General features: G+C 44.6%; 11 protein-coding genes. 10 read left to right on the top strand and 1 reads right to left on the bottom strand.

What is annotated here, in order from left to right:
- Positions 1-24: 24 nt before the first annotated feature.
- Positions 25-1,605, bottom strand: a complete 1,581-nt coding sequence (locus CXF88_RS06135) for an isocitrate lyase (protein ID WP_101086027.1) — start codon at positions 1,603-1,605, stop codon at positions 25-27.
- Between the two features lie 109 nt (positions 1,606-1,714).
- Here CXF88_RS06135 and CXF88_RS06130 point away from each other — a divergent pair, with 109 nt between their 5' ends.
- From CXF88_RS06130 to CXF88_RS06085, 10 genes are all read left to right on the top strand, one after another.
- Positions 1,715-2,665 (top strand): LysR family transcriptional regulator, encoded by a 951-nt coding sequence (locus tag CXF88_RS06130; RefSeq protein WP_101086026.1) that lies wholly within the window; start codon positions 1,715-1,717, stop codon positions 2,663-2,665.
- A gap of 326 nt (positions 2,666-2,991) precedes the next feature.
- A complete protein-coding gene (locus CXF88_RS06125; protein ID WP_101086025.1) occupies positions 2,992-5,193 on the top strand; it encodes a malate synthase G in 2,202 nt (733 codons plus the stop codon).
- 276 nt (positions 5,194-5,469) lie between these two features.
- Positions 5,470-6,195 (top strand): CBM9 family sugar-binding protein, encoded by a 726-nt coding sequence (locus CXF88_RS06120; protein ID WP_101086024.1) that lies wholly within the window; start codon positions 5,470-5,472, stop codon positions 6,193-6,195.
- Positions 6,196-6,284: 89 nt separating this feature from the next.
- Positions 6,285-6,710: a CBS domain-containing protein gene (locus tag CXF88_RS06115; RefSeq protein ID WP_011638578.1), complete on the top strand. Its 426-nt coding sequence runs from the start codon at positions 6,285-6,287 to the stop codon at positions 6,708-6,710.
- Positions 6,711-7,356: 646 nt separating this feature from the next.
- A complete protein-coding gene (locus CXF88_RS06110; RefSeq protein ID WP_101086023.1) occupies positions 7,357-8,310 on the top strand; it encodes a DmsE family decaheme c-type cytochrome in 954 nt (317 codons plus the stop codon).
- A 15-nt stretch (positions 8,311-8,325) separates the two neighbouring features.
- Positions 8,326-10,332, top strand: coding sequence for an MtrB/PioB family decaheme-associated outer membrane protein (locus CXF88_RS06105; protein ID WP_101086022.1), 2,007 nt, complete (start codon positions 8,326-8,328; stop codon positions 10,330-10,332).
- A 40-nt stretch (positions 10,333-10,372) separates the two neighbouring features.
- On the top strand, positions 10,373-12,802 hold the full coding sequence (locus tag CXF88_RS06100) for a DMSO/selenate family reductase complex A subunit (RefSeq protein WP_101086021.1): 2,430 nt from the start codon (positions 10,373-10,375) through the stop codon (positions 12,800-12,802).
- Positions 12,803-12,814: 12 nt separating this feature from the next.
- Positions 12,815-13,450, top strand: coding sequence for a DMSO/selenate family reductase complex B subunit (locus tag CXF88_RS06095; protein ID WP_011638570.1), 636 nt, complete (start codon positions 12,815-12,817; stop codon positions 13,448-13,450).
- An 84-nt stretch (positions 13,451-13,534) separates the two neighbouring features.
- Positions 13,535-14,194: a molecular chaperone TorD family protein gene (locus tag CXF88_RS06090; RefSeq protein ID WP_101086020.1), complete on the top strand. Its 660-nt coding sequence runs from the start codon at positions 13,535-13,537 to the stop codon at positions 14,192-14,194.
- 46 nt (positions 14,195-14,240) lie between these two features.
- Complete coding sequence (locus CXF88_RS06085) at positions 14,241-14,693, top strand: hypothetical protein (protein ID WP_101086019.1); 453 nt, start codon at positions 14,241-14,243, stop codon at positions 14,691-14,693.
- Positions 14,694-14,737: the final 44 nt, after the last annotated feature.

The following is a 14,737-nucleotide window of genomic DNA, read 5'->3' as shown; positions in this document are numbered from 1 at the left end:
CACAAGCAGTTTATAAAATCAGTCTTAGAACTGGTTCATTGTGTTGTCTTTACCAGACGCTTTAAGCGCTTGGTCACCAGAGAAGTACTCTTTATGTGCATCACCCATATCTGAACCAGCCATGTTTTGATGTTTAACACAGGCGATACCTTGACGGATTTCCTTACGTTGAACATTGGCAACATAACCCAACATGCCTTGGTCACCGAAGTATTCTTTAGCCAAGTTATCGGTAGATAATGCTGCTGTATGGTAAGTCGGTAGTGTAATAAGGTGATGGAAAATACCTGCTTCACGGGCCGAGTCAGATTGGAATGTACGAATTTTTTCATCAGCTTGGATAGCAAGCTCAGTGCCATCGTAATCAACACTCATTAATTGAGGGCGGTCGTAAGCTGAAACGTCTTGTCCTGCTTTTTGCATCGCATCAAATACTTGCTGACGGAAGTTAAGCGTCCAGTTAAACGATGGCGAGTTGTTATACACAAGCTTGGCATTAGGAACAACTTTACGGATTTCGTTAACCATGCCACCGATTTGAGATACATGCGGCTTTTCAGTTTCAATCCACAATAAATCAGCGCCATTTTGCAATGAGGTAATACAATCAAGTACACAACGTTCTTCACCCGTACCGGCACGGAACTTAAATAAGCCATTTGGTAGACGAGCCGGTTTCACCAGTTTGCCACCTTGCTGGAATACCACATCACCATTTTCAAGTTTTGCAGCATCAACCGCTTCAACTTCAAGGAAGCTATTGTATAGGTCGCCTAGATCGCCAGCTTCTTTAGTGACAGCAATTTTTTGAGTTAAGCCTGCACCTAATGAATCGGTACGCGCAACAATTACGCCGTCATCGATACCGAGTTCTAAAAATGCATAACGAACCGCATTAATTTTTGCTAAAAATTCAACATGTGGCACGGTGACTTTACCGTCTTGGTGGCCACACTGTTTTACATCTGACACTTGGTTTTCTAATTGAATACAACAAGCACCGGCTTCAATCATCTGTTTTGCCATTAAGTAAGTGGCTTCTTCGTTACCAAAACCGGCATCAATGTCGGCAATAATAGGTACAACGTGGGTTTCGAAGTTTTCAATTTTGTGTTGAATCGCAGCTTTATCTGACTCTTTGGCACTATCTAATTCGCGGAAAAGACCACCTAGTTCACGAGCATCAGCTTGACGTAGAAAGGTGTATAACTCTTTAATCAACGCAGCAACAGAGGTTTTTTCATGCATAGATTGGTCAGGTAATGGACCAAACTCACTACGCAGTGCAGCTACCATCCAACCTGAAAGATATAGGTAACGACGCTTGGTGGTTAAAAGGTGTTTTTTAATCGAAATCATTTTTTGTTGGGCGATAAAACCATGCCAGCAACCTAAAGACTGAGTGTACTGCGATGAGTCCTTGTCGTAGTTGTCCATGTCTTCACGCATGATCTTGGCAGTGTACTTTGCGATGTCTAACCCAGTCTTAAAACGATTTTGTAGGCGCATACGAGCGACTGACTCTGGATTGATGGCATTCCATGCACTACCTTCCGAATTAATCAAGGTGGCAGCTTCATCGATATTATTTTTGTAGTGAGTCATGTGTTTATTCCTTAACAAATAGATTAGCGGCAATTGATTACGTTGAAAATAATAGCTAGACTTGGTTAAATAAACCTAATTTATACTTACTATCTTCGGTATTCACCATATGAATGTATCTCGTATCGACTTGAACCTCCTTGTTTATTTAGATGTTTTACTACGTGAAAGAAATGTTACTAAAGCGGCAGACCAGCTTGGGATCAGCCAGCCTGCAATGAGTAACGGCCTAAAACGCTTACGAAACTTGTTTGATGATCCCCTACTTATTCGCACGAGTCAGGGCATGACACCGACCGAACGTGCAAATGAATTACAACCCATTATCAGTGAGCTGATTATTGGGCTGGAAAAAGCCGTACAACCGCGTGCCAATTTTGATCCACTGGAAAGTGATAAAGTCTTCCGTGTTATGGCAAGTGATTATGCTGAAGCGACGTTAATTCCACCGCTCATCGCTAAGCTTCGTACTCAAGCACCCAACATTATTTTAGATATCATGACCCCAAGTGATGTCAGTTTCCCTGATGTAGAACAAGGAAGAGTCGATATGGTGATCAACCGTTTTGACAGTATTCCGCAATCATTCCATCAAAAAATATTGTGGAGTGATGATTTTAGCTGCCTGATTAGTAAGGGTAATCCTGTTTTAAAGAAGTTTTCTTTAGACAGTTATTTAAAAGCTAAGCATGTGTGGGTGAGTAAAACAGGGATGGGTGTTGGGGTAGGGATGAACCCAGATGATGTTCAGCGTTTGGGCTGGGTAGATGAAGCATTAACGCGAATTGGTGTGAAACGCCAGATCACCGTTTTTACACGCCATTATCAAACCGCCTGTTTGTTGGCTGAGCAACAAGATTTGATCGCAACCATACCAAGTAAGATGGCACGTCATCACATCAATAATGAACGGGTGAGCATTGTTCCGCCGCCTTTTATTATTCAACCCATCGCCTTGACTATGGCCTGGAGCCCTTTGCTTCAGCATAATCCCGCGCATCAGTGGATGCGTCAACTTATCACTAAAACCGCAGAAGAGATAAATAGAGGGGATGTTTAACCTTACTGTTATTGTGATTTTTAGTTACGTATATGTTGCAAATTAACCAAAAAACACCATTTCACCATATCTTTGGTGAATAGTGGTGATAGTAAGTATAAATTGGATAAATAAGATAACTTTGATATAGAGTAAAGTATTACTGCGTATGAACAGTAAGCTGTTAACAGTGGAATGAGTTTGCGCGAGTTATTTATGGCTAATGCTTATGACTGGAGATTCGGGACTAATGATTTGGGACTAATGATTTAGGGCCAATGATTTAAGGCATATGATTTAGGACTGAGTTTACGGTCAACGCACAGAAATTAAGGTAGGGATATAAAATGACAGCACGTATTCAAGTAGGTGGATTACACATAGCGCAAGCATTGTGGCAATTGGTCGACAGTGACATTTGCCCAGGTACTGGCATTGATTCAGCAACCTTTTGGGCAAAATTTGAGGGCATTATTAGCGAATTTTCTCCCGTTAATGTGAAGCTGTTAGAAAAAAGACAACAACTACAACAGCAAATTGATCAATGGCATATTGACCATCCCACCAAAGATTTTGACCCTGCACAATATAAAGCTTTTCTATATGAAATAGGTTACCTGGTGCCTGAGGGTGAGGCTTTTCAAATTAGCACTGAAAATGTCGACCATGAAATTGCTGCGCAAGCTGGACCACAACTTGTCGTGCCGGTTAAAAATGCGCGCTTTGCGCTTAACGCTGCCAATGCTCGTTGGGGCAGCTTGTATGATGCGCTATATGGCACTGATGCGATATCTGAAGAAGGTGGCGCGGAGCTCACTAAACAATACAACCCGGTACGCGGCAATAAAGTTATCGCTTTTGCCAAACAACACTTAGATACCGCTTCGCCCTTAGCACAAGGCAGCCATGCCGATGTGACCCGTTATTACCTCGACGCGGGTGTGTTACGGGTGCAATTAACTGACGGCTCTAGCACAACCTTAGCCCAAACCGATAAATGTGTGGGTTACCAAGGTAGTGCCGATGCACCAAGTGCTATTTTGTTAGTTAATAATGGTCTGCATATCGAAATTCAAATAGATCCAACCAGTGTTATTGGTGGCAGTGATCGCGCTGGCGTTAAAGACTTACTGGTTGAAGCCGCTGTTACCACCATTATGGACTGTGAGGACTCTGTCGCTGCAGTGGATGCTGAAGACAAGGTTGAAGTTTATCGTAATTGGTTAGGTTTGATGCAAGGTAATTTATCTGCTTCGCTGACTAAAAATGGTAAAGAGATTGTAAGAGAGCTCAATGACGATCGCGTCTATACCGCAGCTAATGTCAATCAGAGTACCAACCAGAATGCAGATGTAAAAACAATCACTTTACCCGGCAGAAGTTTGTTATTTGTGCGTAATGTGGGTCACTTGATGACCATTGATGCTGTGCTGGATAAAAATGGCAACGAAGTACCTGAAGGGATACTGGATGGCATGATAACTGTGCTTGCTGCGATGCACGACCTTAAAGGTAACAATAATGGTCGTAGTAATAGCCGCAAAGGTTCGGTGAATATTGTAAAACCTAAAATGCATGGCCCTGAAGAAGTGCAATTTACCTGTGACCTGTTTACTAAGATAGAAGATGCGCTCAAGCTGCCGCGTAATACGATTAAGGTCGGCATTATGGATGAAGAGCGCAGAACGACACTGAATTTAAAAGAGTGCATTAGGGCTGCGAAAGAGCGCGTGGTGTTTATTAATACTGGCTTTCTTGATCGCACAGGTGATGAGCTGCATACCTCAATGCTCGCGGGCCCGTTTGTGCCTAAATCGGTGATGAAACAGCAAAAATGGATTAGTGCTTACGAAGATTGGAATGTCGATATTGGGCTTGAATGTGGCTTACAAGGTCGCGCTCAAATCGGTAAAGGCATGTGGCCAATGCCTGATGAAATGGCAGCAATGCTTGAACAAAAATCGGCTCATCCTAAAGCGGGCGCAAATACAGCATGGGTGCCGTCGCCAAATGGTGCCGTGCTGCATTCGACTCATTATCACCAAATTAATGTGGCAGACGTTCAGCAAAAAATTAAACAACGCCCACGTGCTAGCATTGACAGTTTGTTGACCATTCCTTTACTTGCTGAAGGGGTAACACTCACCAATGAGCAAATTACTTTTGAACTAGAAAATAATGCCCAGGGTATTTTAGGGTATGTTGTGCGCTGGATTGATCAAGGTGTGGGTTGTTCAAAAGTGCCTGATATTAATAATGTCGGCTTGATGGAAGACAGAGCAACCTTACGAATTTCATCGCAATATTTAGCTAATTGGCTTGAACATGACCTATGCAGTGAAGCGCAATTGATGGCGGCGTTGAAAAAAATGGCCGCTGTGGTGGATACTCAAAATGCCGGTGATCCGTTGTACACTAATATGGCGCCTAACTTTGACGGCATTGCCTTTAAAGCGGCATGCGATCTGATTTTTAAAGGCAAATCTCAGCCATCTGGTTACACAGAGCCTTTGCTACATGCTTATCGAATTCAAGCTAAAGCAGGTTAATTTTTAGCGTTAATACCGGCTCTGAGTTTATGTAGTCACTCAATAAATCAGCCCTGATCTTGCAAAGATTAGGGCTTTTTTTTGTGGCCATTTTATAAGTGGTGTCAGAGTGGTGTCAGAGTAAACTTTTAAAGTACCCGCTAGCCTGCGGGGTTTTGACCAGATTGTTGGGCCGATTTATTTCAGATGCAGAGCGTTTAATCGCTGGTCACATTTATGATTGTTTTCGCTGTCAGATTAAGCGAGTCTATATAAAACCGACTAGAAATGAGCTTTATGAAATATTCGTTACTCGCTTTGGGATTACTGTTTAGTAGCCAGACACTGTTTGCTATGGATGTTGAATATACTGCAACGCCTATCAAGATTGATGGGATTGCCGACGCAGCATGGCAGCAAGCTAAATGGCAGACTATGCCGTATTTAATGGATGGGGTGTTGCCAGATTCTGCGAGTGATTTTAGCGGTAAATATAAGCTGCTGTGGGATGAGCACTATTTGTATCTGCATGCTGAAATTACCGACGATGTGTTGCTTGATACCCATGTCGACCCAACGGTGAATTATTGGGATGATGACACCTTAGAGGTGTTTATTGATAGCGATGCCTCAGGCGGCGATCATCAGTTTAATCACAGTGCATTTGCGTACCATATTGGCCTAGACAATCAGGCGGCTGATTATGGCCCAGATAAACAAGCTCACTTGTATACGTCGCATTTAAAAAGTCGTTGGCAGCGCAGTAGCGAGGCGCCTTACAACGTGATTTGGGAGGTGGCGATTAAGCTGTATCCTAATGATTTTAAGGAAGGTCAGCAAGATAAGCCATTACTGCTCGCACCCAATAAAGTGATCGGTTTTATGCTTGCCTATTGCGATAATGATGGCAGCCCAGTAAGGGAGCATTTTATGGGTTCTCATGAGATCACCCCGGTTAACGGTGACAAAAACAGAGGCTTTATCGACGCCAGTGTGTTTGGGCGTATGACCCTTAAACGTTAGTTTACCTCTACGGCGATTAACATGATTGCTGGCTATTTATTTTTGATTTGGCTAGTCTTTAAGCATAAATCGGTAAAAGGAGTAATACCATGGAAGTGCGCGATATCATGACCCCGAATCCTTTTTGCATTAGCAATGAAGCTAGCCTTAAAGATGCTCATCAATTGATGCAAACTCGCAATGTGCGCCATTTGCCGGTGATTTCGGAAACAACAGGGCAATTCATTGGGATGCTAACCCATAAAAAGATGATCGCTGTTGTATTAACCATGCTCAATAAATATGGCCAAGGGGCGTTAGATAGAAAGGAGCGCTTTACGCCCATTGCCGAGGTTATGGATACCCAAGTGCAGAAGCTAGGTTTGGACGAGCCGCTGACGGTTGTAGTGCAATATTTTATCGACAATAAACTGGGTTGTTTACCTGTGGTTGATGAACACAATAAGGTACTAGGAATTGTGACATCGTCAGATTTTGTCAAACTGTGCCAGCGCCTACTGCTAACGCAAAAGTAACCATTTTCTTAGTCTTTATGGTATTCAGATGAAGTGGGCATTAATAACTCCAGCCAGAATATTTTCCCTCTGACGGCCTAGCAAATATAAATCAATGTAAAACAAAAAAGCGACCTGAAGGTCGCTTTTTTGTTTTTGTCTTTTATTAGGCATTCGTTAGTTGTGAAACCATTTATTTATAATGATTGTAAGTTTGTTTGCCAATTAAGTTATGAATTAATATGAAAAGATATTTAAAGTTATTAACGAGGTTGTGAATAGTTATTAATGGCTGTGGGGTTAATAAAAATAGTTATGAATAAAGGCGATGTAAGTTCATAAGTTATATTATGTTTAAATCATTCTTATTTATATATTTAACAAATTTAAAAACATGTTTTTTAGTAGGTCTTTGTGAGCTAATTCCTTTTAAATCATTAGATTGCGATTTTGTTTTTGCGATTTTCAATATTGAAAAACACATGCAATTGATGGCGCTAAATAAAGATCTTGATCCCGAATGAATCATTTTTAAATTAAAAGTCACAGATCTAATAATACCTCCAAAGTAATAGTTCGTATTTTTGTTAATTCAAATTACACTTTAAATGCAAACTAATTAACACAAACATTAACAAATCATAAAATAATTAACTGTAAGGCCAAGATGATGAACAAATGTATTATCACTACGTTACTTTGTGGGATATTCGCTTTCGCGTGCTTATCTCTCTCAGTTCAGGCGGCCCCCTGGAATCAACTCACTGGTGAACAACTAGAACAGCAACTGACGGAGAAATTTGCTCAAGGTAATTACTCTAACAAAGGTGCCGACTCTTGCCTGATGTGTCATAAGAAAAATGACAAGGTCATGGCGATATTCGATAGCGTGCACGGTAGCCCGAGCCAACAGGGTTCGCCTATGGCGGGTCTGCAATGCGAAGCCTGTCATGGCCCGTTAGGTGCGCATAACAAAGGCGGTAAGGAGCCGATGATCGCCTTTGGCAAAGAGAGCAAGCTTTCCGCTCAAAGTCAGAACAGTGTCTGCCTAGGTTGCCATAACGATCCTAAGCAGATGGCATGGCATAGCAGCAGCCACAATTTAGACGAGGTGGCCTGCAGCGATTGTCATAATATCCACACCGACAAAGATCCGGTTATGGACAAGCTTACGGTTAATGACACCTGTACCTCTTGCCACACGCAGCAAAAATCTGACATGAATAAGCGCTCATCTCACCCGATGAAGTGGGATCAAATGACCTGTATCGATTGTCATAACCCACACGGTTCTATGAGTGAAAGTGCGCTGAATCACGCCACGGTGAATGATACTTGTTATAGCTGTCATGGCGAAAAACGTGGTCCTGTTTTATGGGAGCATGCGCCAGTGACAGAAAATTGTGCCAACTGTCATAACCCCCATGGCAGCGTTAACGAAGCCATGCTCACTCAAAGAGCACCACAACTGTGTCAGCAATGTCATATGGATGATGGTCATGCAAGCCGTGTTGTACAACAAAGCGGAAGTGATGCGTTTGGCGGCGGTAAGAGTTGCCTCAATTGCCATAGCCAGATCCATGGCTCCAATCACCCAGCCGGCAGCAAGCTGCAGCGCTAATTAGGAGTAACTCAAATGAGATTCAAATTTAACCTCATCACGTTATCACTTCTCGCTATATCTGGCGCGATAACGGGCTCTGCAATGGCGGCTGACTTTGGCGTGAACAAGGCCAATACCAGTACCGTTAACCAACAAGTATTTCAGTGTAAGCGTTGCCCTCAAGTTGCTGGTTATATCGGCACCATCGGGGTCAATGCCGCGTATATTGACAGTGATGACATTCACTCCGGTAATGCGTTCGGTACCGACAATGACGGGGCTAATGGCAGTGTGGATGCCGATTTACATTATCGAAATACTGCAGGCTATAAAGCCAAGTTTCAGGCACATCAATTAGGTTTGGATAACGGCTTTGCTCATCTTGAAGCGGGAAAGTCAGGCCACTATAAACTGGTTGCCGATTATCAACAGCTAACCCGTTATCAGTCTGGCGATGCACGCAGTCAGTTATGGTACAAAGACGGCGTACTGACACCGAGTGAACATACTCAAATTCAGGATCTCTCGTTGCAGAGGAACAAAGCTGGCTTGGGTTTGAGCTATGGCCAAGACTTTTATCAGGCTTATGTGCGTTATGAGCACGAGAATAAAACCGGTTACCAGGGCAGCAGTATTGTCACTCCGCGTCCAGTTAATTTTGGCCTGCCAGTCGATGCCAACACAGATAACCTCACCGCGGGTTTGTCATTGTCTGGCGATAGTTGGACTACCAACCTGAACTATTTCGTGAGCCAGTATAAAAACGATGTTGACGCGTTAAGTCTTCCTTATCTGTATGACGTTTTTGCACCTGCTCCTGACAATCAGGCCCATCAAATTAGCTTGTCTGGCCAATATCAATTAAACCGCACCGTTATGAGTGGTCGCTTGGCATCGGGCAAGATGACCCAAGATGATAATTTGATTCAAATGTCGGGTAATCCACTGCAAAACTGGGACGGAGAAGTCGATACCTTAGACGGCAAGCTGTCTGTCACTTCGCTGCTAAGCAACACGCTCAGACTCGGCGGCAGTGTCGATTACAGCAAGCGTGACAATAAGGGATCGGTATGGGAATTCGCTCAATATGAAGTTAACGGGATCTCGGGGGCATTTAAACAGAATATCCCTTTAGACACCGAACGCCGCGGCCTCAAGCTTAATGCCAGTTACCGCCTAAGCAGTGACTATCGCTTACAGGCTGGCTATGACCGCAAAGAGATGGAGCGCAGTTATGGTGACCGTGAACAGACCAATGATGACGCCCTATGGGCCAAGCTCAATGTCCGTGCATTGGATGACATCAAGCTTAAGTTTAAGGCCAGCCTCGATAACCGTGGAGGCAGCGAATATCAAACTAGCGAACTGACGTCATCAGAAACGAATCCTTTGCTTCGCAAATATTACCTGGCTGATAGAAAGCGCACTGCCTTCAAAGCCATGTTTAATCACACCCCAACGTCGTGGCTCAGTGTGGATATGACCGCCCGCTATGCCAAAGATGATTATAACGAGACTCAACTGGGTCTGACCGAATCTGAAGACTACGGTTATGACATCAATCTTGGGCTGCAGCTGAATGCACACCTATCTGGCTATGCCTTTGCTGGTCAGCAGTGGATCGACGCTGCACAAGCTGGCAGTCAGGGGTTCTCAAGCCCTGATTGGTTCGCCGATATCGAAGATGAGTTTATTAATCTGGGGGCTGGTTTCAACTATAGCGGGCTGCTTGAAGACAGGCTCAGCCTAGGCGGCGACTACTTATTTGCTAACTCTGCCAGCAACACGCTGGTCACCTATGACGTTACCACGCCACAGGGGGATTACACCTCTTTCAACCATAGTCTCAAACTACATGCGAACTACGCATTAAGCGAAGAGATGGCGTTAAAGCTGGCTTACCAGTATGAGCGCTATTACGACACCGATTATGCGCAAATTGATGTCAATACAGTTCCAGGACTGACCACCTTAGGTAGCCTGAACCATAACTATAACGCGCACCAAGTGATGTTGTCGTTTAGCTACCAGCTGCGCTAATGCAAACAGTGCTAATCATAACTGCAATGAGGAAAAGATAATGGAACGCAGAAGTTTCTTAAAAATGAGTGCCGCACTAAGTTGCGTAGCAACGGTTTCAGGCTGTAACTCAAGCTCTAAAGATGTTGAAGTAGTGCCGCCTACGCCACCTGTTGCCGGTGAAAACCTCAACTGGTCGGCTTGTTTGGTTAACTGTGGATCTAACTGTCCGGTACAGGTTTTTTCTACCGATGGGGTGATTACCCGGGTAGAGTCTCAATTTACCACCACAGATAAGTACGGCGATCATGATGTGCGCGCTTGCCCACGAGGACGCTCTTTGCGTAAACGTGTTTATGCACCTGATCGTCTGAAATACCCGATGAAGCGTGTTGGTCCTCGTGGTAGCGGACAATTTGAGCGGATTAGCTGGGATGAAGCCCTTGATCTTGTCGCCGAAAAACTGCAAGGCACTATAGACCAGTACGGTAATGAATCGATTCACTTCACCTATAACTCGGGTGCACGTTATCACTTCTCCGGTAAACAGTGCCTGTATCGCTTAATGAACCTTAAGGGCGGTTATCTTAACGCTTATGGCGATTATAGCTGGTCACAAATTTATGAAGCCGCTGGACAAACATATGGCTCTGCAGGCCCTGGCTGGCAAGGAAGTAGTGTGTCTGAAATGCAAAACTCAGACTTAGTGCTGATGGTTGGTTACAACCCATCCGAAATCCGCATGAGTGGTTCGGGCGAAGCCTATGACTTCTTGGTGCAGAAGCAAAAGCATAACTTTAAGACTATTTTGATTGATCCACGTTACACCGACTCTGCGGTAGGTAAAGAAGATCAGTGGTTGGCAATTCGTCCGGGTACCGATGCGGCGCTGTTTGAAGCCTTAGCCTATGAGTGGATTACTACTAACACCGTTAATCAGGCCTTTCTGGATAAATACTGTGTCGGTTATGACGAGAAAACCATGCCTGAAGGCGTTGGATATGAAGAGAGCTACAAAGCATATATTCTCGATAACGTGAAAGTTGGCGACTTAACTCCGGGTGTTAATGCTAAAACGCCAGAGTGGGCTGCTGCTATTACCGGTATCGAAGCTCATCTCATTGTCGAATTGGCCCGCGAACTGGCTGCAGCTCGCGCACCTTTCATTCAAATTGCCGCCTCGCTAAACCGTCAGGCTGCTGGTGAAAACAACACCCGTGCGGGTTACATGCTACCCATCCTGTTAGGTCAATTGGGTCTGCCGGGCACTAACTGTGGTGGTTTGTGTAAGGGCTCTTCTTTACACGCGCCATCAATGCCTACTGGCTCAAACCCAGTGAAGAAAGCGATATCATTCTTTACCTTTACTCAGGCCATCGAAGATGGCAAAAACATGACCGTTCTGTCCGATGGAGTACAAGGTGTCGACCTTGATGAAGCGGGTGACGGTAAGTTGGATACTGATATTAAGGCGATTATCAACTACGGTGGTAATGCCCTAATTAACCAACACTCTGAAGTGCGTAAAACAGAGAAGCTACTCCAGGATGAAACTAAATGTGAATTTATCCTAGTGGTCGACAACTGGATGACACCCAGTGCTAAGTTTGCCGATGTTTTATTGCCAGACGTGTCATGGCTTGAATCAGAAGACTTAGTTAACCAAAGTTACGCCGCAGGTGATACCGCCTCCTTGGTACAGATGAGCAGCAGTGTCGACCCTATGTTCGAGAGCCGTCCTATCTATGAGGTCTGTGTCGACTTAGCAAGACGCATGGGAGTTGAAGCCGAGTTTACCGAAGGTAAGAGTCGCAAAGATTGGCTGGATCAATTCTATGCCGAATCTAAAGAGGCTACCCCAGAATTACCAGCAAAAGAGGTGATGCTCACACAGGGTATCTATCGCAAATATTTGCCGAACGGGGGTTATATCGTACTGGAAGATTTCCGTACCGATCCCGATGCCAATCCACTCGGCACACCCTCTGGAAAGATTGAGATCTACTCATCACGCTTAGCGGAAAAAGCGCGTACCTGGAAGCTCAAAGAGGGTGACGTAATATCTGCGCTACCTAAATACGTGCCGACCTGGGAAGGTTATGAAGATACTGAAACCAAGAAGAAGTATCCATTACAACTTACTGGTTATCACACTAAGGGCCGTGCCCACTCTAGTTTTCACAACGTCCCTTGGCTGCGTGAAGCGGTGCAGGATGCTGTGTGGATGAACCCAATCGATGCGAATCAGCGCGGACTTAGCACTGGTGATAAGGTCCACATTTTCAATGATCGCGGCACCATCGAAGTCGAAGTTAAGATAACACCTCGTATTATGGTCGGCGTAACAGCACTGGGGCAGGGCGCTTGGTTCCTACCTGGTGGCAATGTGGATAAAGGCGGTTGTTTGAACGTGCTTACCACACAACGCACTACACCGATAACGAAAGGTAATCCTCAGCACACTAACCTGGTTGAAATCCGTAAGGTCTGATAGGAGTTAACAATGAGTAATAATATCCAATACGGCTTTCATGTCGACGCAAGTAAATGTACTGGCTGTAAAACCTGTCAGATATCGTGTAAGGATCGTAAAGACCTCCCCGTTGGCATCAACTGGCGCCGGGTTTATGAATACGGTGGGGGACAATGGACAGAACATGGTGATGGCACTGTAAGCCAAAACGTATTTGCCTATTACATGTCTATCGCTTGTAACCACTGCTCGGAGCCTGTTTGTGTTAAGGCTTGTCCAACTGGCGCAATGCACAAACGCCGCGAAGATGGTTTAGTCCATGTGGCGGCAGATCTTTGTATCGGCTGTGAAAGTTGTGCAAGAGCTTGCCCATACGATGCGCCGCAGATAGATAAAGATCGTAAGGTGATGACCAAGTGTGATGGTTGTTTTGAGCGTTTGGCCGAAGGTAAACAACCTTCATGTGTGGAGTCTTGCCCTATGCGAGCTATCGATTTCGGACCGATGGAAGAGCTGATGGCTAAGTACCCGGGCGCCATCTCGCCCGCGGTTGCTCCGTTGCCACAAAGCAGTATTACTACACCTAACTTACTTATTACACCTAACCGTCATTCTCGCCCAAGTGGTGACACTGATGGAGAAGTGTTGAACTACGCAGAAGTTTAATCCCCCGATTGGTGCCACTCATGTGGAGTGGCACCTCTATTTGCTGTTTATGGCGATACATTTAGTTCAACAAACGAGGTTAGCATGGCATCTCTTAACGAAAATGAACTCCTAGAATATCAAGGCATTGCGCGCATTCTTCACAATGTACTCTTTAATGATCCGACCCCAGAGTTGATCCAAGGATTTATTGAGCATGATGTTGCTCAAAGCTGGCCACCGTTTACCGCATCGAGCAAAGAGTCGAGTGGTCGTGAGTTGCTGGCCAATTATCTCGGCCAATGGACTGAAGATAAACAACAAACCTTAAAACTGGACTATGCACAACTTTTCTATGGACCGGGCGAGCCCAATGCTGTGCCTTGGGGATCGGTTTACTTGAGCGAGAGGCAACTCCTCAATGATAAGTCGACTATGGCACTAAAAGCCTTTTATCATGAACAAGGGATCAGCTTCGAGCTGGATAGTAATCAACCAGTCGATCATATCGGTCTGTTTTTCGCGGTATTGGATCAAATGTTTACCCAATGGGATCAAACTGAAGATAACGAACCACTAGAACGAAGCTGCATGATTTTGCTGCAGCAACACCTTCTTCCTTGGTCTGGGCGCTGCCTCGAACTGATGAATGAACATGCTAGAACTGATTTTTATCGCGGCATAGCAATGCTGACTCAAGCCTATTTAGATCGACTGATCCAAAGGCTAAATCTGGTCCCTATGACCGCGCGCCTGTATCGTTAATAGGCAGTATCGTTAAGAGACAAGGTTTTATAACGGGTGGGTTGATATGACGTTCATTAAAGCGCTGGGCGCTCAGTGGAATAAAGGTAAGTTGTCGCAACAGCTTGAGCGGGTTCTGATGTTAGAGCCTGAGATCCAGTCGCTTTTTATTGGGGCAACCACAGTTACCACAGTCTCTAATTTAATCGCAGCCATCGGCTTTAAAGACTCTATGACTCAGGAACAAGAGCAGCAGCTCAGCCATGAGTTTATGCTCAACATACTGTTCAACTGCTTTCGGTTACTGATGATCAAACAGATTGAGCATGACAACCTGAGCCAAGCCGAACATCTGATCATTCAGCTTACCAAAATGTGGGCAACGAAAGAGTTGGGCGACAAGCCTGTTAATGAGTCCAGCCAGACTCAATATCAAGCGCTGCAACAACAAATCCTCAACCTTAGCGAACAGCTCGATGAGCTAAATCGGCAGAGGCTGCTTCAAAAACGAAATATGTGACGTTAACTATTAAACTTATCAGACTAAAAAAGCTAACTTTTCAT

The organism is Shewanella sp. ALD9 (genome assembly GCF_002836315.1).
Classification (GTDB): Bacteria; Pseudomonadota; Gammaproteobacteria; order Enterobacterales; family Shewanellaceae; genus Shewanella.
The sequence above is the reverse complement of the archived record's forward strand: the minus strand, read 5'-3'. Positions and strand labels throughout refer to the sequence as shown.